Here is a 19,531-nt window from a genome sequence, read left to right as displayed (position 1 = left end):
TAAGATGGCATGCACCTTCATCTTAATCATTTAACAATGAGATTATTATGACCCTCCCTATTCAACAGCTCGAAAATTTAACTTGTGGTGTCGTCCTTTACTACCATAATCAAACCAAAAATAGCGTGAATACCTTCTGTGCTAGAGGGGCGGATATTGAAGGTATGCCTCTCACTGTTGATACACCGCTGCGAATTGCCAGTAATACAAAGACATTTACCGCCGCTGCCATTTTACGCCTTACTGAAATGGGAAAACTCAGTATTGATGATGCAATACCTAAATATATTGACCCGCAGTATAATGCACTACTCAGTCGCCAATATAACACTCACGCTATCACTATCCGCCATTTACTAGAACACAGCAGTGGCCTACTAGACCATGCAGATGGTGACTACCTCAAAGCCGTTCTTAAACAACCTAATTATGTTTGGAGCCGAACCGAACAAGTCGAAATGTACATGCATAAACAGTTTCCAACATTTTCGCCTGCTGAATCCTTTATCTATTCAGATACTGGATATATTTTGCTCGGTGATATTATTGAACGAATTACGGGCAAATCCCTTGGCCTAGCTGTTAGGGAGCTTTTGCATTTCGACACTATTGGTCTTGAAAGTGCCTATTGGGAATCATTAGAACAACCATCCCAAGACTCAGCCCCAAGAGCACGTCAATATTTAGGTAAATGGGATGGAACTCATATTCACGCCTCCATGGATGCCTATGGTGGCGGTGGCTTAGTTATGTCATCGAAACAAATGGCGATATTTTTAGAAGTACTGTTTGAGGGGAATATTTTTTCATCACCGAATACACTAAAGACGATGCTAAGTGTGGGGTCTCACGAAGGTGCAGAAAACTATCGATTGGGCATTATGGTGAATGTTGTCAATGGCATCACCTTGTATTCCCATTTGGGTTTTTGGGGGTCTGTCGCCTATTACGCACCTGAAGCAAAAACCTGTGCGGCAGGGTTTGTTGATGACAAAGAGTCACGAGAAACGCTAATTTGTGTGATTGAATCGCTATTAAGCCAATAACATTAAATTAAAAGATAGCCACTGAATCATTCAATAGCTATCTTTCATATTTCTATTCTTACTCACTTATTGTGCGGCTGGCTTTTCTGCAACAGGTGTTACTGGAGCCACTTCTGTTGATGCTGGCGCGGCAATTTGCGGCCATAACACCTTGGTAAATTTCTGACGAATTCGTTCTGCATCCATCATTTGTTTATCTTTTGGCTGCGCTAATACAAAAGCGGCTTCTTGAGATAACAACCGACGGGCTTCCATATTTACCTGTTCAAGGCTTTGTGAAGCCAAGAAAGTTTGCCTTAACCGCTGGTACTGTTCAGGGGCGATGTCAACGACCCCATTTTGTTGGGAAATCAGACGTTGACTAATCAAAACATCGGTACTCGTACGCGCGTAAGCAGCAAATAATTGCGATAACTGCACCTGTTTTTCTTTGAGCATGTCGTCAAATAACTCAGCAGCAATACCATTTTGGTTAATCGATGCAAGCTCACTCGCGACGATATCTGTCACCGCTTCCATTTTTTCAGGCGCTGCCGTCACCGTTAATGTGCAACTGGCTTTTTGATATTGCACGCGGCAATCTAGCCCTGGAACAACTTCCCCTTGATTAAATTTCTGATTGAACGCTTTTTGCAGAGAACGATAAACTGCCTCACGCGCTAAGTCACTCGACCAATAACGCAGTAAAACGTTTGAATCTTTAATGGGTAGCCAATCAATGTCCCAAATTAATGAAAGCGTATCCTGCGCAGGTTGTTCCTGCAAAATATCAATAGATTGCGGTTTTACTGCTGATAATACCGCAACAGAAACAGGCTCAGAGCGCTTACCTTCCAATGAAGAGAACGTTTGTGAGATTGAATCAGATAACATTCGAGAATCTACATGGCCCGCAACATACAATGTCATCACATCCGGTGTGTACCATTTTTGATAAAACGAGTTCACACTATCAAGAGCGACAGTACCATTCGGTTTTTGGCCAGGGTCATACCCCATCATCGTTGAACCCTTTAAACGCGCTCGCCAAACAGGGTCATTGGCATTTAAAGGTAGTGTTGCAACTGGGACATTTTGTGCCGTCAAGCCGTTATGCAATGTCGTTTCTGTATACTCAGCACCTGCAACAGAAGTCGCTAGCCAGCTTAGGGCTTGCTTAATTAAGTCAGGGCGATTATTTGGTAAGCTTAAGCTATAAATAGTGTAGTCATAGGAAACAACCGCGGGTGGAATTGGCATATCAGGGTCTGCAGCCTGGCGCCAGAATTCTTGCAATGTTGCGGTTGGAAATGCTTCAGTTTGATGAAACAACGCCATTTTAGGTATAAGGTAACTGTATCCTTTCTCGCTCGCTTTTTCTGTTAATGAGCCTGTTTTAATTGCTAACCTGAGCTGGATACGGTCATTTGGACGTTGTGGTGTTTGTAATAATTGCCAGCTAAAGCCATTTTCTAGCTTCCCTTGCTGCCATGCTGGATCAGGTTGTAAAGGCTCAGCGCCAGCTAAATGCGCGACTGAGAATAATACAACACCAATGATATACCGAACTTTCAAGCCCTGCATGTAAACCCCTATGTGTTTTATATCTTTATATTTAACCGCGAATAACGACAGATAAATTAACGAAAAACGCGAACTTATCGGGTTAAACGATATAGTTTGGCTTTATTCCATTTTTCATTGTCACCACTATAACGATATTAGACCATAAAGCTGAGTTCATGTTCATGGCTTAGTCTGATTTTTGCTGTTTTCTTTGACGATTATACCCTTTTGCCAGCAAACCTAGCTCATCGTCACGATGATATTCAGACACAGCAATTTGATTAACTTCAGAATTTGTCTGTAACTCAATTGCGATTTTACGCAGTGGCCTTATTATCATCCGGCTGACACACCACGTCATTCCAATAGCAATAATGAGCACCAACAATAAATAAGTTGTCGTCATCAAAGCAAGGGTATTGAGTGCAAACCGATAAACACGGTTCGGGTCAACTTGTAATGTCAAATACCCTTGAGGCTTCGCTTGCAACACAACATTCCCGTATGCATACAGTGGTACGGTCATTTCGACAGGGATCCCCACAAAATGAGTCACCCAATTAGGTATCGGCTTAGGCGTTGCAAAGCTTAGATTCATAACCGTTGTACCATCAACAGTAATAATCGCATTTCCCATAATGCCTGATGTCTTTAAACTTATCAGTAGCCGTTTAACTTCGTTGAGGTCAGAGCTTAGCAATGAATCTGTTAATGGTTTTTGAATTTGTACTACAGCATTACTGAGTTGATCTAAATAATCTTGCTTACGTTGCTCAACTAAGTAACTGAATTGAATAGCTAAAAAAAGCGCAAGTGATAGCAACGTAATCATAAAGAATACGACCATACTTTTTAATGTTAGTGAGCGTTGGACTCGGGTATTCATTTGGCCACAACCTTTCTAATCAAGCAGCTTTTTAAAGAAAATGGAAACATCAGCCAGTATACTTGATTTTATCTGCAAAAGAGTAGTTTAAAAAGAAAGATTGGGTATTTAGGACAAACAGCATATTAACGCCATTTAAAGGCATGATGAAATAAAAAACGGCAGAAAGTTAACCTTTCTACCGTTTCACACATTAACTTACCGTTATCGTCTATTTTTCATCTTCATCAACCGCAAAACACGCAACCAACTGTTGGTCATATTCCTTCAATGTTGGCTGGAATTGCGTACATTGGCCAAATGCTCTACGGCACCGCGCTGCAAATGCACATCCCGGTGGTGGGTTTAAAGGGCTTGGTAACTCTCCCGTTAACTTAATACGTTCGCGCCGAGCGTCTGGGTTCAACCTTGGTGTCGCTGATAATAACGCTTGGGTATAAGGGTGAAGAGGGTTATTAAAAATCTGCTCTTTTGTCCCTTTCTCCACACAGCGGCCTAAATACATCACCATGACTTCATCAGCAATATGCTCTACCACCGATAAATCATGTGAAATAAAGACATAAGACAAGCCTAGATCTTGCTGTAAATCCATCATCAGGTTTAATACTTGAGCACGAACAGAAACATCCAGCGCGGAAACCGGTTCATCAGCAACTACGATGTCAGGGTCAAGCATTAAACCCCGTGCTATCGCGATACGCTGACGCTGCCCACCAGAAAACATGTGAGGATACCGGCTATAGTGTTCTGTTTTTAAACCCACTTTTGCCATCATAGATAATACTTTTTCTTTGCGCTGCTCTTTCGACAATGAAGTATTAATCAATAACGGCTCTTCCAAAATTTGCCCCACCTTTTTACGAGGGTTTAAAGAGCCATAAGGGTTTTGAAACACAATTTGGATTTTTTGACGACGCAGTTTCTCCGCAGACTTATCTTTTACTAACAAGTTTTGGTCTTGGTAATACAACTCGCCCTCAGAGGGTTGCTCAATCATGGTTAATAAACGACCTAATGTCGATTTACCACAACCCGATTCTCCAACCACTGCCAATGTTTTGCCTCTTTCTAGCTCAAAAGAAACGCCATCTAATGCTTTCAAGGTTTTTTCCGCAGCAAAAACCCCTCTTTTGACAGAATAATATTTTTTCAAATCCACCGCTTTGAGCAATGGAGCATGTTGTTTGTCACTCATAATGTTGGCCTCCCCATATCATCCAGCGGCATATGGCATTTGACTTGGCGATCACCAACGGTTTGTAACATTGGCTCTTCTTGACGGCATTTCTCCGTTGCATACGGACAACGTGGATTCAATAAACAACCCACAGGCCTATCATATTTTCCGGGCACTACACCCGGGAGTGAGGCTAAACGTGATTTATTCGTCGCAAATTCAGGCAAAGCACGTAGTAGCGCTTGTGTATAAGGATGACGAGGATGCTTAAAAATATCGTTCGCTTTGGCTGACTCAACCACCTGCCCCGCATACATCACAATAATATGATGTGCAGCTTCCGCCACTAAAGCGAGGTCATGAGTGATAAGTACCAACGCCATATTTTCTTGTTGCTGTAATTCCAACAGCAATTCAATAATTTGCGCTTGAATAGTGACATCTAACGCTGTTGTCGGTTCATCCGCAATCAATAACTTAGGACGACATGCAATTGCCATTGCTATCATCACACGCTGGCTCATCCCACCGGACAACTGGTGGGGATACACATCTAAACGTGATTGTGGGTCGGGGATCCCCACCATATCCAAGAGGTCAATAGCTCGCTGTTTACGTGTACTTTTGCTCCCTCCTTGATGCACTTTCAATGCTTCCATGATCTGATACCCTACTGTAAAACAAGGGTTTAAACTGGTCATAGGATCTTGGAAAATCATCGCCACATCGGCACCAACAATCTGCCTGCGTTCTTTTTCAGGGATCGACAGTAAATCACGCCCATCAAATTTTAAAGAATCAGCCATTACTTTCCCGGGGTAATCAATTAACCCCATAATCGCGAGTGAGCTAACGGATTTACCTGAACCCGATTCACCAACGATACCAACTACTTGGCCTTTATCAACGCTATAACTGATGCGGTCAACGGCGCGAAACGGTGCTTTTTCGTCTCCGAAATGTACCGAAAGTTGTTCTACATTTAACAATGCCATTTGGTTACCTCATCACTGCTTGAGTTTTGGATCAAATGCATCACGTAACCCATCACCCATCAGGTTAAACGCAAGCACCGTCAATAAAATTGCCAGTCCAGGGAAAGTCACAACCCACCATGCGCTTTGTGCAAATTGCAGCACATCAGACAGCATCGTTCCCCACTCAGGAGTCGGTGGCTGTGCGCCCATTCCAAGGAAACCCAAAGCAGCCATATCTAAAATGGCATTCGAAAAACCTAAAGAGGCCTGCACAATCAATGGAGCCAAGCAGTTAGGCAAGATGTTCACAAACATTTGGCGTACTGCCCCGGCCCCCGCAACACGAGAAGCCGTCACATAGTCACGGTTTACTTCTACTAAAACCGCTGCTCGTGTTAATCGAATATAGTGAGGTAATGCAACAAACGTTAAAGCAATCGAGGCATTAACAATAGAAGGACCAAAAATGGCGACCAGCACCAAGGCTAATAATAAACTTGGTAATGCCAGCATGATATCGACAACGCGCATAATTAATGCGTCAACGACACCACCAAAATAGCCAGCGATCACACCAATGGTGACACCCATGATTAACGATAGAACAACCACTAAACAGCCAACTAGCAGTGACAGGCGGGCGCCATACATTAAACGAGAGAGTAAATCGCGCCCAACATCATCAGTCCCTAAAATAAACTGCCAACTTCCCCCATCTTCCCAAACGGGTGGAGCAAGTAAGAAATCACGGAATTGTTCATCTGGAGCATGTGGGGCTAATACCCCCGCAAAAATCGCAATCAGTACCATCAGGATGATATAGAACATCCCGACAACTGCCCCTTTGTTACGTTTAAAATAGTGCCAAAATTCTTGTAATGGTGTCATCGGCTGCGGGGCGCTGACAACGGTTGGCTCAGTAGATTGAGACATTTAGCGCTCCTTATTTTTTATGACGAATACGAGGGTTTACAATGCCATACAGCACGTCGACCACTAAGTTTACAAAGATAATCAATGTCGCAACCAGCAGAACTCCCCCCTGTACAACAGGGTAGTCTCGACGCTGTAGCCCTTCGATTAACCAGCGTCCTAATCCGGGCCATGAGAAAATAGTTTCTGTCAAAATAGCCCCTGCTAACATCACCCCAACCTGCAAACCAATTACTGTGACCACAGGCAATAATGCATTACGTAATGCATGAATTAAAATTACGCGCGCGCGGCCAAGACCTTTGGCACGAGCAGTACGAATATAATCCTCTCCCAGCACTTCTAGCATTGATGAGCGAGTCATACGTACAATGACGGCTAATGGGATCGTTCCCAAAACAATGGAAGGCAATATTAAGTGCTCTACGGCATCAATAAAATCGCCATCTTCACCCCAAATTAGGGTATCAATTAACATAAAACCGGTCAGAGGCTGAGAATCATCAAGAAAAACGGTGTCACTGACTCGCCCTGCAACCGGGGTGAGATCTAACTGTACCGACACTAACATGATGAGCATGATCCCCCACCAGAAGATAGGCATTGAGTAACCCGTTAAAGAAAGGCCAATTGCAGTGTGGTCAAAAATAGACCCACGTTTTACTGCGGCTAACACCCCAACTGGGATCCCAACAGAAATCGCAAAAATCATGGCGCAAGTTGCCAATTCAACGGTCGCTAAAAAACGAGGTAAAAACTCTTCCCATACCCCGATACGACTTTTTAGGGAAATCCCTAAATCACCATGAAATATTCCATTGATATAATGGAGATATTGTTTCCAAAGTGGCTGATCAAGCCCTAGTTCAGCCATTAAATACGCATGCCTTTCAGGGGATAATCCCCTTTCACCAGCCATGATCATCACCGGGTCACCCGGGATCATGTGGACAAAAGCAAAAGTCAATAATGTAATACCGATAAACGTGGGGATCACAAGCCCCAATCGTCGGAGGATAAATTGCAACATATCCTGAATCTCTTTAATAATGCCGTTGACGGCTCTTAGTCCGTTTGGCTACTCAGAAAATCGCTTTTCCGGGTGCTCACAAACAACTCAACTTCTCTGCTTCTTCTAGAGAAGAAAACGCCCTCCGCTCTAAACCAGCAACGAAGGGCATAGACAGATTAGATACGATTACTTCTCAATATCGACGTTTTCGAAGTGGTGCTTGCCTAGTGGGTCAACCACATAGCCTTTGACTTCTTTACGTACTGGTTCAAACACTGTGGAGTGCGCGATAATGAGGGCTGGAGCCTGCTCATTCATCACAACTTGCGCTTGTTTGTACAGATCGACTCGCTTGTCGTGATCTGCTGTTTGACGTGCTGGTTGGATCAAGTTTTCGAAACTTTGATTACACCATTTTGAGTAGTTAGAACCTTGTTCTTTTGCTGCACAGCTAAATAAGGTTGCAAAGAAGTTATCAGGGTCCCCATTGTCACCCGTCCAACCCATCATTACCGTTTGTGGCTCGCCATCTTTCGCTCGTTTGAGGTATTCACCCCACTCATAGCTGACAACCTTTGATTTAACGCCAACTTTTGCCCAGTCAGCTTGGATCATTTCCGCCATGCGGCGGGCATTTGGGTTATATGGTCGTTGAACAGGCATCGCCCATAAGTCAATTTCAAAGCCGTTCGGGAAGCCCGCTTCTGCTAATAATGCTTTTGCTTTTTCAGGATTATATTCGTAATCGTTCACCGCATCGTTATAGCCCCACATTGTTGGTGGGATAAGGTTTTTCGCTTTTTGACCTGCACCTTGATAAACCGCTTCGATAATTGCATCTTTGTTCACCGCCATAGACAGTGCTTGGCGAACTTTTTGATTATCCAGCGGTTTTTTCTCAACATTATAAGAGAGATAACCAACGTTCAGCCCTGGTTGCTCCATTAGTGTAATGTCTTTATCTTGCTTCATGCGCTCTAAGTCAGCTGGGTTTGGATATGGCATGACTTGGCATTCATTTTTTTGCAATTTTGCATAACGAACGGAAGCATCTGGTGTGATAGAGAAAACTAAGCGGTCAAGTTTAGGTTTTGTGCCCCAGTATTGGTCGTTGGCTTTATAAAGAATACGAGAGTCTTTTTGATACTGTTGCAGGACAAATGGACCCGTTCCAATTGGGTTTAAATCTACTTTTTCTGGCGTGCCCGCTTTCAGCATCTGGTCTGCATATTCAGCAGAAAGAATTGATGCGAAGTCCATTGCCATATCGGCTAAGAATGGAGATTCAGGGCGAGTTAATGTAATTTTAACTGTATTATCATCAACTTTCTCTACTTTATCGATGATTTTATCCATATCCATTCCCATAAAGTATTCATAGCTGCCGCCTGAAACTTTATGATATGGGTGGTTAGCATCTTTTTGACGCATAAATGTATAGATTACATCGTCTGCGTTCAAATCACGGCTTGGTTTAAATTCTTTATTCGAGTGCCATTTGACACCTTTACGCAGATGGAAAGTGTACTCTTTACCATCATCGCTCACTTCCCAGCTTTCAGCCAAACCAGGTTCAATTTCAGTTGTTCCTAATTTGAACTCAACTAAACGGTTATACAGTGGGATAGAACTTGCATCATAAGTCGTTCCTGATGTGAACAACTGTGGGTTAAAGCCCTCAGGGGAGCCCTCTGAACAATAAACTAATGTTTTTGCCTGTACTGATGCGGATACCGCTAATGCTGCCAATGTAAGCCCTACTGTCAGTAGGCCTGTCTTTTTAATAGAGCGCATCTGTATGCTCCTATGGTGTTCATGTTGTTTTGCTTGATGTCTAAATCCGTCATAAAAGCGACAGATGTAGTATCTGTATTTTTTGTTATTCATTGTGCAATTAATCAACTGTCACTCGCTTCGTCAATAGCCACATTTACGACCCACCTTCAATTCATGTAACATATTAGAAACAATTAACACTGCAATTTAGCTTAAAATTTCATAATAAAGGACTAGATGCAGGCGTTATAACCATATAATTAGTAATGAATAGGGTTTTATATCGAGGTTATTTATTTTTATATTTGTGATTAAGTGCTGAATTACTGAACGAATATAGTGCTTTTATTGGTGTGATACGAAATAAAACACTAAAGAGAATCGATGTGGAAATTATTTTAGTATGTAATTATTTAGTTTGTTTTTTATGCAAATAAAAAACATTCAACTGCCGATGCTAAACATAATTTTAACCATTTGATAACTTAAAGAATAAAATAGTACTCGTCGCATTCTTTCACTCATTTCATGGGTGTACAGAAAATGCTCTAATACAGGCGATAAAAACTACAATTAGCTAATTTGTATAAAAAATACCACTTAGATGACGCAGCAAGCAACACAGTCTACTGATTTTATTAATAATAAAATGAGACATGAAAGCCTGAGCTGACATTCTGCGCAAAAGGTCGGTTTCCTTGCCAAAGCGGAGTTTCTGTAAATAAGTGATATGACAAACGCCCTAATTGGCCTTTCGCACCAATCCTTCCACCTAGTAATACGTTTTCCTTCCAAAATGTTGCTTTATCATTCGCCGTTGCCCCTATCCCCAATGAAGTATATAGAGCCACTTGTTGCCAAGGAGTATTCCATAACAGTTCATTTTCCAACCTTAAGCTATTATCCCCCATATCAGTATATTGCGATCCACCAATAAAACCGCTAATCCCCCCAGCTCCAGCTAATGATTCTTGGTCTAGTACTACATCTAACTTGTCACGGCTCAGCCGTACCTCAAATTGGCCTTGATATTGAAAAGGAAGTACTTCTCTATACGCTGAAAGTGATATTTTCAAAATTTGTGGCTTACGTAATCCCGTTATTTGCTGTGCATTAGCACCAAACCAGTCAGTTCCTTGTTTATACTTTAATTTTAGTGAGGTATTACCTTGTGAAAAACTAGCTTGATGAGAAAATTCACCAATAATGTAATTAGCAAAACGCTGTTGTGTTTGTAAGTATAAATCAGATAAAAAAGTGTCACTTTTTTGGATTTGAGATCCTAGACTTATTGAAGTAACCGAATGTTCAGTTCGCTTTAATAAGTATTCTGCATTTAGTAAGAGAAACCAGTGGTACTGTTGTAGTGGTAAAGCCACATCATAGCTAGTAAGAACGGATTTATTTTCCTGATATCCACCAGACACAGAAAAAAGCCAATAATGATATGGCAGGGAGTAGAACAATGCTGCGGATGTTATTTCAGTGTCTTCCGAACCGCTAAGCTGACGACTGACTTCTGAATATAAAAAGTCACTGCGTAGCAAAGGATTAGCAACCATAAAAGTATGGCTAACTGAATTACTTACTTGCCCGGCAATTGAGTGTGACTCAAAAGAGAGAATACCTTGAAATTCACGTCGGTGTTGGCCAATCACCAATATTTGTGTGCCGTTTTCATTGGTTTTATCTGGAATTAATTTAATTTGAAAGGGAAGCAAAGACGTATTCTGTAAATTGTATAGGCCTTGCTCAAGATGCCAAAGGTTAAGCGCCTCCCCTTGCTTAAAAGGAAATATATGTGGCAGTAAGTTGTCTTCCGCCAGCTCGTTTTGATAAACCACCGAAGAAACGGTTCCTACTATTATTTTTGCTTGTAGGATACCAAGCAAAAAAGTTTGCTCTGGGTAATATAAATAAGAGGTCAGGTAGCCGGCTTTAATAAGTTCAGCCCTAATATAGTCAGCATAGTCGAGCAAACCTTGCTCGCTAATGCACTTACCTTCTAGCTTTTTTCGCCATCCATCAATATGCCTTGATGAAATTTCAGTTAGCTGCTGAGCATCGATTAAATAAACTTGGTTAATTATGATACATGTAGGCAATGTTTGAGTAATGGCAGTAACAGGCGTTATAGCATGGCTATAAGCTTTATTAGCCATGAAACCCCAAAAAAAGAAATAAAGGTATATTGATAAAAGGTAGTTGGCTTTCATTAACGAGTCCTTGTAATGAAAAAGCGTTTTTACTGGAAACAACATAAGAATGAATAACGATATTCATAAATAATGGGCTATCTGGGAACATAAATAACCCATCAGCCCAACTAGGAACTGGCTATATATCAACAGAAATAGGCGATGAAGAGCAAGGCAAGTTAGTCTGAAATTATAGATAGAAGAAGAGAGATAAAAACGAAAAAACCCACCTCAATGAGGTGGGTCTTAGAATTTGGTCGGCGAGAGAGGATTCGAACCTCCGACCCACTGGTCCCAAACCAGTTGCGCTACCAAGCTGCGCTACTCGCCGAAAACGGTGTGAATAATACTGCCAAGAACGGAGATCGTCAACCCATTTTTCGCCAATTCTGTTCGTTTGCTGATAAAACCACCAAAATGGTAAGGTTTATAAGCTAATCACCTTATTTAAAGTAAAAAATAAGCACTAGAGTATTTTAGTGCTTATTTATCAAACAGGTTAGCATTTGTAAAAATAGCGTCAACAATAAGCTAAAAACCTAATTTCAAGCCTATTGCAGCAAAGAAATATCCGCTACTTTCAAAAACAACTCACGTAACTGGCTTAATAGCGTCAAACGGTTAATACGCACCGCTTGGTCTTCATCCATTACCATAACATTTGCAAAGAATTCATCCACGATATCGCGTAAAGAAGCTAATTCAACTAAAGCCTCTTGATAATTCCTTTCTGCAAACATTGGCGCAAGCTTATCTTGTAGTACCACAACATGAGTCGCTAATTTGACTTCTTCAGGTGTTTTTAAAACAGATGCTAAAACGTTGTCAGCCAGTTTTTCTTCTGATTTACTCAGAATATTGGAAACACGTTTATTTGCCGCTGCAAGTGCCTGTGCTTCTTCTAATGAACGGAAGTGAGTAACTGCTTTCACTCGTGCATCAAAGTCAGCAGGTTGTGTTGGACGACGAGCTAATACCGCTTGAATAGTATCAATGCTATAGCCTAATTCTTGATACCAAGAACGGAAACGACCAAGCATAAACTCTACAACGTCATTAACTACATTTTCATTGGTTAATTTATTGCCATATAAACGAGCAGCTTCTGCTGTCATTTCAACGAGATCAAGCTGGTAGCCTTTTTCAACGATGATGCGTAGGACACCTAATGCAGCACGACGCAGAGCGAATGGATCTTTATCACCTTTAGGATGTTGGCCGATACCAAAAATACCAGCAAGTGTATCCATTTTTTCAGCCAATGCTAATGCAGCTGACACGTCTGTTGATGGAAGTGCATCTCCTGAAAAACGTGGCTGATACTGCTCTTTTAAAGCTAATGCAACGTCTTCTGACTCACCGTCATGGCGTGCATAGTGCATTCCCATAACACCTTGAGTGTCTGTAAACTCAAACACCATGTTAGTCATTAAGTCACATTTGGCTAATAAGCCAGCTCGTGTTGCATGGTTGACATCTGCACCAATTTTGCTCGCAATCCAGCCCGCTAGCGCTTCTAAACGATCCGTTTTATCACGCAGCGTACCTAATTGTTTTTGGAACAATACAGTTTCTAAACGTGGTAAGTTATCTTCCAAACGTTGTTTACGGTCAGTTTTAAAGAAAAATTCGGCATCAGCTAAACGCGGACGTACAACTTTTTCGTTACCTGAAATGATTTGCTGAGGATCAGAAGACTCAATATTTGCCACAAAGATAAAGTTAGGCATTAACTTGCCAGCCTTATCATAAACTGGGAAATATTTTTGGTCCCCTTTCATAGTATAAACGAGCGCTTCTGAAGGGACATCTAAGAATTTCTCTTCAAATTTAGCCGTTAAAACGACTGGCCATTCAACCAATGAAGTCACTTCTTCAAGTAAGCTATCCGTTAAGTCAGCTTGGCCACCAAGAGCCTGAGCCGCTTTTTCCGCATCCGCTTTAATAACCGCTTTACGTTCTGCGTAATCCGCCATGACTTTACCGCGTTCACGTAAAATGGCTGGATATTGTTCAGCGTTATCAATAGTAAATTCAGCTTCACCCATAAAGCGGTGGCCACGAATTGTGCGCCCGCTCTTAATACCTAAAATTTCACCCTCGATAACATCACTACCTAACAGTAATGTGACCGTATGAACAGGGCGAACGAATTGAGTGTCTTTATCTGCCCAACGCATTAATTTAGGGATTGGTAGTTTTGCTAGCGCACGGCTAGTCATATCAACCAATAATTCGCTGACAGCCTGTCCTTTCATTTGAGCACGATACAGTAACCATTCGCCTTTATCTGTGGCCAAACGTTCAGCTTGGTCAACGGTAATACCACAACCACGAGCCCAGCCTTCAGCCGCTTTAGTTGGTTTACCATCCGGACCAAATGCTTGAGAGATAGCAGGACCGCGTTTTTCAACTTCACGGTCTGGCTGTGAAGCTGCTAAATCAGCTACTTTAAGTGCTAAACGACGAGGGGCAGCAAACCACGTTACTGCACCATGGGTAATATCAGCGCCATCAAGTTCAGCCGTAAAATTTGCAGCAAATGATTCAGCTAATGAACGAAGAGCCTTCGGCGGTAACTCTTCGGTGCCGATTTCCACAAGGAAAGTCTGTTGAGTCATGACAGCCTCTTAGTTCTTATGACACATAGGGAATCCAAGCGCTTCACGAGAAGCATAATACGCTTCTGCAACCCCTTTAGTTAGGGTACGAATACGTAAAATATAGCGTTGGCGTTCAGTAACAGAAATGGCTTTACGTGCATCTAGTAGGTTGAAAGTGTGAGCCGCTTTCAAGATACGTTCGTATGCAGGTAGTGGAAGTGGTGTTTCCAAAGCCAGCAAGTGTTGAGCTTCTTTTTCATACTCTTCAAAACATTTGAAAAGAAAATCAACATTTGCGTATTCGAAGTTATAGGTTGACTGCTCTACTTCGTTTTGATGATAAATATCACCATAAGTGGTTTTACCCAGTGGGCCATCACACCAGACAAGGTCATACACGCTGTCCACGCCTTGAATATACATCGCTAAGCGTTCTAGGCCGTATGTAATTTCACCTGTCACAGGTTTACATTCAAGACCACCAACCTGCTGGAAGTAAGTAAACTGAGTCACTTCCATCCCGTTAAGCCACACTTCCCAGCCTAATCCCCAAGCGCCCAATGTTGGGTTTTCCCAGTTATCTTCAACAAAACGAATGTCGTGAACGGTTGGGTCAACACCTAATTCTTTTAAAGAACCCAGGTATAATTCTTGGATGTTGTCTGGTGATGGTTTGATGATCACCTGAAACTGATAATAATGTTGTAGACGGTTTGGGTTCTCACCATAGCGACCATCAGTTGGCCGACGAGATGGTTGAACATAAGCCGCAGCAATAGGCTCAGGGCCTAATGCACGCAAACACGTCATTGGGTGAGAAGTTCCTGCGCCGACTTCCATGTCCAATGGTTGAACAATGGTACAGCCTTGACGCGCCCAGTAGTCCTGTAATGTCAGGATAAGACCTTGGAAGGTTTTGGTATCAAACTTTTGCATGTTAGATCCGCACGCGATACGTAAAATTTAATGAAAGTACGCCAGTATACCCTTTGACCGCAAGATATACAGCATTGAATATGTCTGTATTTATTCTAAAAATAAAAAAAAATACTTTCATCCCTTTTAAACTGGTTATTTATACAGTATAAATGGTTTGTTTTTTGAAACAAGGTTATCGAGACTGTAAAAAGGATGAAAAATGGATACTCCTCTGACACGCTGCCATTGGGTCAATCAAGATCCTGAATATATCGCTTATCACGACCATGAATGGGGTAAACCCACTTATGACAACTTAGCATTATTTGAAATGATCTGTCTTGAAGGCCAACAAGCCGGGCTCTCTTGGTACACTATTTTAAAAAAACGCCAAGGATATCGTTATTTATTTCATCATTTCGATCCCGAAAAAATTGCATTAATGGATGAAGACGATATTGAGCGACTTATGCAAGATACTCGGATCATCCGTAACCGATTAAAAATTAATGGGATTATTGCGAATGCAAAAGCCTATTTAACCATGAAAGAAAATGGTGAAGATTTTTCCAGTTTTATTTGGCAATTTGTAAATGGTCGACCCATTGTCAATGGTTGGGAAAAACCATCGCAAGTCCCTGCGGAAACTGAAATTTCTAAGCTTCTTTCCAAGGCGCTCAAAAAACGTGGGTTTAAATTTGTCGGTTCGATCACTTGTTATGCCTTTATGCAGGCAACTGGCATGATAAATGACCATTTAGTGAATTGTTGCCAATTTAAATAAATTAGTTTTTATCGGTGTAACTCATCGAGTAAAAAGAAAAATAAACTACCAAAGCATTAACATTACGATATTTTAGACCATTAAATAGATTTAATTTGATATTTTAACTTAAAAAAAGATAGAAATGAGTGGTTGAACTCTGAGATGCAGCGGAGTATGTTTTAAATTCCATTAACAATCTAATAAACATATGTGAATAAATGCGATGATATTTTCTAAATTTGGTAATAAATTTGCTCAAAATTCAGGTATTTCATTATTAATGAAAGACTTGAATGAAGGCATAAGAACCCCTGGCTCCATTATGTTAGGGGGAGGAAATCCTGCTCATATCCCTGAAATGGATAAGTATTTTCAAGATCTATTAGCTGAGATGTGTGCTAATGGCCAATTGACGGACACTTTATGTAATTATGATGGCCCTCAAGGTAAAGATGCCATGTTGAAAGCGCTTGCAGCAACGCTAAAAGCAAAACTAGGTTGGAATATTAGCGCGAAAAATATTGCCCTATCTAACGGCAGCCAGAGTGCTTTTTTCTATCTATTTAACTTGCTAGCCGGTCGCTTTGAAGATGGTATCACCCGTAAAGTGCTATTTCCTCTTGCCCCTGAATATGTCGGTTATGCAGACTCAGGTCTTGATGATGGCTTATTCGTTGCTAATAAGCCACAAATTGAATTTTTACCTAATGGTCAATTTAAATACCGAGTCGACTTCAACACATTAGAGGTTACTGATGATATTGGTGTGATTTGTGTGTCTCGCCCAACAAATCCGACTGGTAATGTCATTACTGATGAAGAAGTTGAGCATTTAGACCAACTCGCTAAACAACATAATATCCCACTACTAATAGATAATGCTTATGGTGTTCCTTTCCCTGGCATTATCTTCAGCGAAGCTACGCCATTTTGGAACGAAAATGTTATTCTTTGTATGAGTTTATCTAAACTTGGTTTACCTGGAACTCGATGCGGCATTATCATCGCTAATGAAGAAATCATTGAAGCTGTTAGTAATATGAATGGCATCATCAGCCTTGCTCCTGGTGGTATAGGCCCTGCGCTTGCCTTAGAAATGCTTAAAAAAGATGACCTTATCTCGTTATCTAAAAATGTAATTGGTCCTTTTTATAAGCAGCGTGTAGAAGAAGCCATCGAAATTATTCGCCGCTATATCCCAGAAGATAAGTGTTTAATTCATAAGCCAGAAGGTGCCATTTTCCTCTGGTTATGGTTTAAAGACCTACCAATTAATTGCTTAGAATTATACCAACGCTTAAAAAAACGTGGTGTATTGATGGTTCCCGGCCATTACTTCTTCCCTGGTATTGAACAAGATTGGCCACATGCGCATCAATGTATGCGTATGAACTATGTCCCAGAACCAGAAAAAATCGAACAAGGGATCAAAATATTAGCTGAGGAGCTTGAAAAAGCTTATCAAGAAGTAACCTGTTAGGTTGTGAAACAACAAAGGGCTTTTTAGCCCTGCTATTGCAACATTTAGGTAAAAAAAAGCCCTTTCATGTAGAAAGGGCTAAAAATTAGCGAGAACTCCGTAATTGAAATCAAATTAACTTTTCAATACGAATATCATTCAAAACTATTAGAACATCTTTTCTATTTGGTCATAGCTTGAACAAAAGCACTTTTTGCCCCTATATATCGTGATACCTTTCATTGCTCGCTTATACCTCAATTATCAAAAATCACCTATCACATTGAAATATTTATATTTTTTAATGCCATGACAAAATTTTAGTTATTCATCAGATGAGCTGTCATCTTTAACTAAACAGCCCAAAATAAAATAGCCAGCAATTGAGGTGAAATAATTCTTAAAAACATCGCTAATGGATAAACTGTTGCATAAGATAATGCAGGAGCACCGCTGGTCGCATGTATATTATTTGCGAATGCTAACGCAGGAGGGTCTGTCATGGAACCCGCAAGCACCCCACAAAGGCTCAAATAGTTCATTTTGCCAAAAATTCGAGCTACCACACCTGTAATAAACAACGGAATAAATGTAATCAATAACCCATAGCCAATCCACGTCAACCCATCGCCTTTAATTAAAGTATCAATGAAGCCACCACCCGAATTGAGCCCTACCACTGCGAGGAACATGACAATTCCTAGCTCCCTTAACGCAAGGTTAGCGCTCGGCGGCATAAACCAATATAAGCGCCCAATAGTCCCTATACGACCTAGAATTAATGCAACAACTAGCGGGCCTCCTGCTAGTCCAAGTTTTAACGCTGCTGGGAAACCAGGAACAAAAACTGGTATTGAGCCCAGCACAACCCCTAGCCCGATTCCAAGGAACACAGGTAACATTTGAACTTGCTGTAATTTTTGTTTTGCATTACCTAGTAAAGCGGTAACTGCTTCAATTGATTCGGGGCGACCAACAATATTTAAAATATCACCAAATTGTAAAACTGAATTGTTATTAGCGACTAGATCAATACCCGTACGGTTTAATCGTGTCACAACAACGTCATATTTTTGTTTTAAATTTAAGTCCTTAAGCCTTTTACTTAGTACGGCATCATTCGTCACGACCACACGAACGGAATGTAAAATAGAGCTTGATGTAGACAGAGATGCATCAACTTCTTCGCCTAATATTAAGCGAACTTTATTTAAATCATCTTTTAAGCCAACAACGTGCAATAAGTCACCTAAATGAATTTCTGTTGTGGGTTGAGGAACAACGAGCATATCTCCGCGTTTTAATCTTGAACAAACAATTGCTTCGCTACCAAGCAGTGGGATATCTTGCATCATTAAACCATCAAGATTGGCGTTACGAATGGCAATATTCATCGTCTGCAGGGAGTCGCGCTGTTGAAAAGAGGAACTATTAAATGCAGAAGCTTCTTTCTCTACTGAAATTCTAAAGATGATGCGTACTAACCACATCACCAGTAAGATGCCACAAATCCCCATAGGGTAAGCCATGGCGTAGCCCATTCCCATTTGGCCTATTAGATTAGGGTCAGAACCTAGGTCAGTTAAAATTTGCTGACCGGCACCTAAAGATGGCGTATTCGTTACCGCCCCTGAAAAAATACCTAGGATAATTGGTAATGGAATATTCGCGACTTTATATATGATTGCTGTTACCACCGCACCTAAGACAACAACCATCAACGCAAAGCCATTTAGTTTGAGACCAGAAACACGAAGAGAAGAGAAAAAACCAGGCCCAACCTGAATACCAATCGTGTATACAAATAGTATCAAGCCAAACTCTTGAATAAAATGCAGCATGTCTTTATTCAGTTGTAAGCCGTAACTTTGGGCAAAATGCCCAACGATGATCCCCCCAAATAGGACACCACCAATCCCCAGCCCAACACTACGGATCTTCCAATTACCAATCCATAGCCCTAAAGCAGCAGCTAACGCCAACAAACTTACAGTAAGAGCTAATTCACTCATAGACCGCATCCTTTTGACGACAAGTTACCCATTAAACACACCCAAATAGGTGATAAAACATACTACTGAATCGATTATGCCAAATAGCATAAGGGTAATATGTGTCATAGAGCACAGTTCAGAATGAATAAATGATCTATTTTTTTAGAATTTTCAAACTGATAACAAATATAAAATAGTATGTCTTTATTTCTTAACGTTATTTATCATTCATCGAATA

The 19,531-nt window shown here is 41.1% G+C and carries 14 protein-coding genes and 1 tRNA gene; 3 read left to right on the top strand and 12 right to left on the bottom strand.

From position 1 onward, the window contains the following. The first annotated feature begins 47 nt into the window (after positions 1–47). Positions 48–1,046, top strand: a complete 999-nt coding sequence (locus PSF28_RS12890) for a serine hydrolase domain-containing protein (RefSeq protein WP_272685166.1) — start codon at positions 48–50, stop codon at positions 1,044–1,046. A 66-nt stretch (positions 1,047–1,112) separates the two neighbouring features. Here the strand turns inward: PSF28_RS12890 and PSF28_RS12885 are convergent, their stop codons facing one another. From PSF28_RS12885 to glyQ, 11 genes are all read right to left on the bottom strand, one after another. After that, complete coding sequence (locus tag PSF28_RS12885) at positions 1,113–2,609, bottom strand: M16 family metallopeptidase (RefSeq protein ID WP_272685165.1); 1,497 nt, start codon at positions 2,607–2,609, stop codon at positions 1,113–1,115. Positions 2,610–2,778: 169 nt separating this feature from the next. Further along, on the bottom strand, positions 2,779–3,477 hold the full coding sequence (locus PSF28_RS12880; RefSeq protein WP_004266042.1) for a HAMP domain-containing protein: 699 nt from the start codon (positions 3,475–3,477) through the stop codon (positions 2,779–2,781). 211 nt (positions 3,478–3,688) lie between these two features. Then, a complete protein-coding gene (gene dppF / locus PSF28_RS12875; RefSeq protein WP_272685164.1) occupies positions 3,689–4,675 on the bottom strand; it encodes a dipeptide ABC transporter ATP-binding subunit DppF in 987 nt (328 codons plus the stop codon). Then, on the bottom strand, positions 4,672–5,652 hold the full coding sequence (gene dppD / locus PSF28_RS12870; protein ID WP_004266046.1) for a dipeptide ABC transporter ATP-binding protein: 981 nt from the start codon (positions 5,650–5,652) through the stop codon (positions 4,672–4,674). The genes dppF and dppD overlap by 4 nt, the downstream gene beginning before the upstream one ends. A gap of 12 nt (positions 5,653–5,664) precedes the next feature. After that, complete coding sequence (gene dppC / locus PSF28_RS12865; RefSeq protein WP_109912889.1) at positions 5,665–6,567, bottom strand: dipeptide ABC transporter permease DppC; 903 nt, start codon at positions 6,565–6,567, stop codon at positions 5,665–5,667. 10 nt (positions 6,568–6,577) lie between these two features. Next, complete coding sequence (gene dppB, locus PSF28_RS12860; protein ID WP_004262635.1) at positions 6,578–7,597, bottom strand: dipeptide ABC transporter permease DppB; 1,020 nt, start codon at positions 7,595–7,597, stop codon at positions 6,578–6,580. 168 nt (positions 7,598–7,765) lie between these two features. Beyond that, a complete protein-coding gene (dppA, locus tag PSF28_RS12855; RefSeq protein ID WP_210837217.1) occupies positions 7,766–9,373 on the bottom strand; it encodes a dipeptide ABC transporter periplasmic-binding protein DppA in 1,608 nt (535 codons plus the stop codon). Between the two features lie 620 nt (positions 9,374–9,993). Continuing rightward, on the bottom strand, positions 9,994–11,517 hold the full coding sequence (locus PSF28_RS12850; protein WP_210837216.1) for a ShlB/FhaC/HecB family hemolysin secretion/activation protein: 1,524 nt from the start codon (positions 11,515–11,517) through the stop codon (positions 9,994–9,996). A gap of 290 nt (positions 11,518–11,807) precedes the next feature. Beyond that, positions 11,808–11,884 (bottom strand) — tRNA-Pro (locus PSF28_RS12845). A 220-nt stretch (positions 11,885–12,104) separates the two neighbouring features. Further along, complete coding sequence (gene glyS, locus PSF28_RS12840) at positions 12,105–14,174, bottom strand: glycine--tRNA ligase subunit beta (protein ID WP_210837215.1); 2,070 nt, start codon at positions 14,172–14,174, stop codon at positions 12,105–12,107. 9 nt (positions 14,175–14,183) lie between these two features. Then, positions 14,184–15,092, bottom strand: coding sequence for a glycine--tRNA ligase subunit alpha (glyQ, locus tag PSF28_RS12835; protein ID WP_004262647.1), 909 nt, complete (start codon positions 15,090–15,092; stop codon positions 14,184–14,186). A 202-nt stretch (positions 15,093–15,294) separates the two neighbouring features. Here glyQ and PSF28_RS12830 point away from each other — a divergent pair, with 202 nt between their 5' ends. Both PSF28_RS12830 and PSF28_RS12825 read left to right on the top strand, forming a co-directional pair. Next, entirely contained in the window at positions 15,295–15,858 is a 564-nt protein-coding gene (locus PSF28_RS12830; RefSeq protein WP_272685163.1) for a DNA-3-methyladenine glycosylase I, read from the top strand. 205 nt (positions 15,859–16,063) lie between these two features. After that, positions 16,064–17,320, top strand: a complete 1,257-nt coding sequence (locus tag PSF28_RS12825; protein ID WP_115166400.1) for a valine--pyruvate transaminase — start codon at positions 16,064–16,066, stop codon at positions 17,318–17,320. A gap of 332 nt (positions 17,321–17,652) precedes the next feature. Here PSF28_RS12825 and PSF28_RS12820 read toward each other — a convergent pair whose 3' ends face one another. Continuing rightward, a complete protein-coding gene (locus PSF28_RS12820) occupies positions 17,653–19,311 on the bottom strand; it encodes a putative transporter (protein ID WP_210837211.1) in 1,659 nt (552 codons plus the stop codon). Positions 19,312–19,531 lie beyond the last annotated feature (220 nt).

It is taken from the genome of Providencia sp. PROV130, from assembly GCF_028482225.1.
GTDB classification, from domain to species: Bacteria; Pseudomonadota; Gammaproteobacteria; order Enterobacterales; family Enterobacteriaceae; genus Providencia; species Providencia rettgeri.
The sequence above is the reverse complement of the archived record's forward strand: the minus strand, read 5'-3'. Positions and strand labels throughout refer to the sequence as shown.

What these genes read in the sequence shown, in the direction of transcription:
- dppF (WP_272685164.1), bottom strand. Translation starts at nt 4,675, where the DNA reads ATGAGTGACAAACAACATGCTCCATTGCTCAAAGCGGTGGATTTGAAA.
- PSF28_RS12850 (WP_210837216.1), bottom strand. Translation starts at nt 11,517, where the DNA reads ATGGCTAATAAAGCTTATAGCCATGCTATAACGCCTGTTACTGCCATT.
- PSF28_RS12890 (WP_272685166.1), top strand. Translation starts at nt 48, where the DNA reads ATGACCCTCCCTATTCAACAGCTCGAAAATTTAACTTGTGGTGTCGTC.
- glyQ (WP_004262647.1), bottom strand. Translation starts at nt 15,092, where the DNA reads ATGCAAAAGTTTGATACCAAAACCTTCCAAGGTCTTATCCTGACATTA.
- PSF28_RS12830 (WP_272685163.1), top strand. Translation starts at nt 15,295, where the DNA reads ATGGATACTCCTCTGACACGCTGCCATTGGGTCAATCAAGATCCTGAA.
- PSF28_RS12885 (WP_272685165.1), bottom strand. Translation starts at nt 2,609, where the DNA reads ATGCAGGGCTTGAAAGTTCGGTATATCATTGGTGTTGTATTATTCTCA.
- PSF28_RS12880 (WP_004266042.1), bottom strand. Translation starts at nt 3,477, where the DNA reads ATGAATACCCGAGTCCAACGCTCACTAACATTAAAAAGTATGGTCGTA.
- PSF28_RS12825 (WP_115166400.1), top strand. Translation starts at nt 16,064, where the DNA reads ATGATATTTTCTAAATTTGGTAATAAATTTGCTCAAAATTCAGGTATT.
- dppA (WP_210837217.1), bottom strand. Translation starts at nt 9,373, where the DNA reads ATGCGCTCTATTAAAAAGACAGGCCTACTGACAGTAGGGCTTACATTG.
- PSF28_RS12820 (WP_210837211.1), bottom strand. Translation starts at nt 19,311, where the DNA reads ATGAGTGAATTAGCTCTTACTGTAAGTTTGTTGGCGTTAGCTGCTGCT.
- dppB (WP_004262635.1), bottom strand. Translation starts at nt 7,597, where the DNA reads ATGTTGCAATTTATCCTCCGACGATTGGGGCTTGTGATCCCCACGTTT.
- glyS (WP_210837215.1), bottom strand. Translation starts at nt 14,174, where the DNA reads ATGACTCAACAGACTTTCCTTGTGGAAATCGGCACCGAAGAGTTACCG.
- dppD (WP_004266046.1), bottom strand. Translation starts at nt 5,652, where the DNA reads ATGGCATTGTTAAATGTAGAACAACTTTCGGTACATTTCGGAGACGAA.
- dppC (WP_109912889.1), bottom strand. Translation starts at nt 6,567, where the DNA reads ATGTCTCAATCTACTGAGCCAACCGTTGTCAGCGCCCCGCAGCCGATG.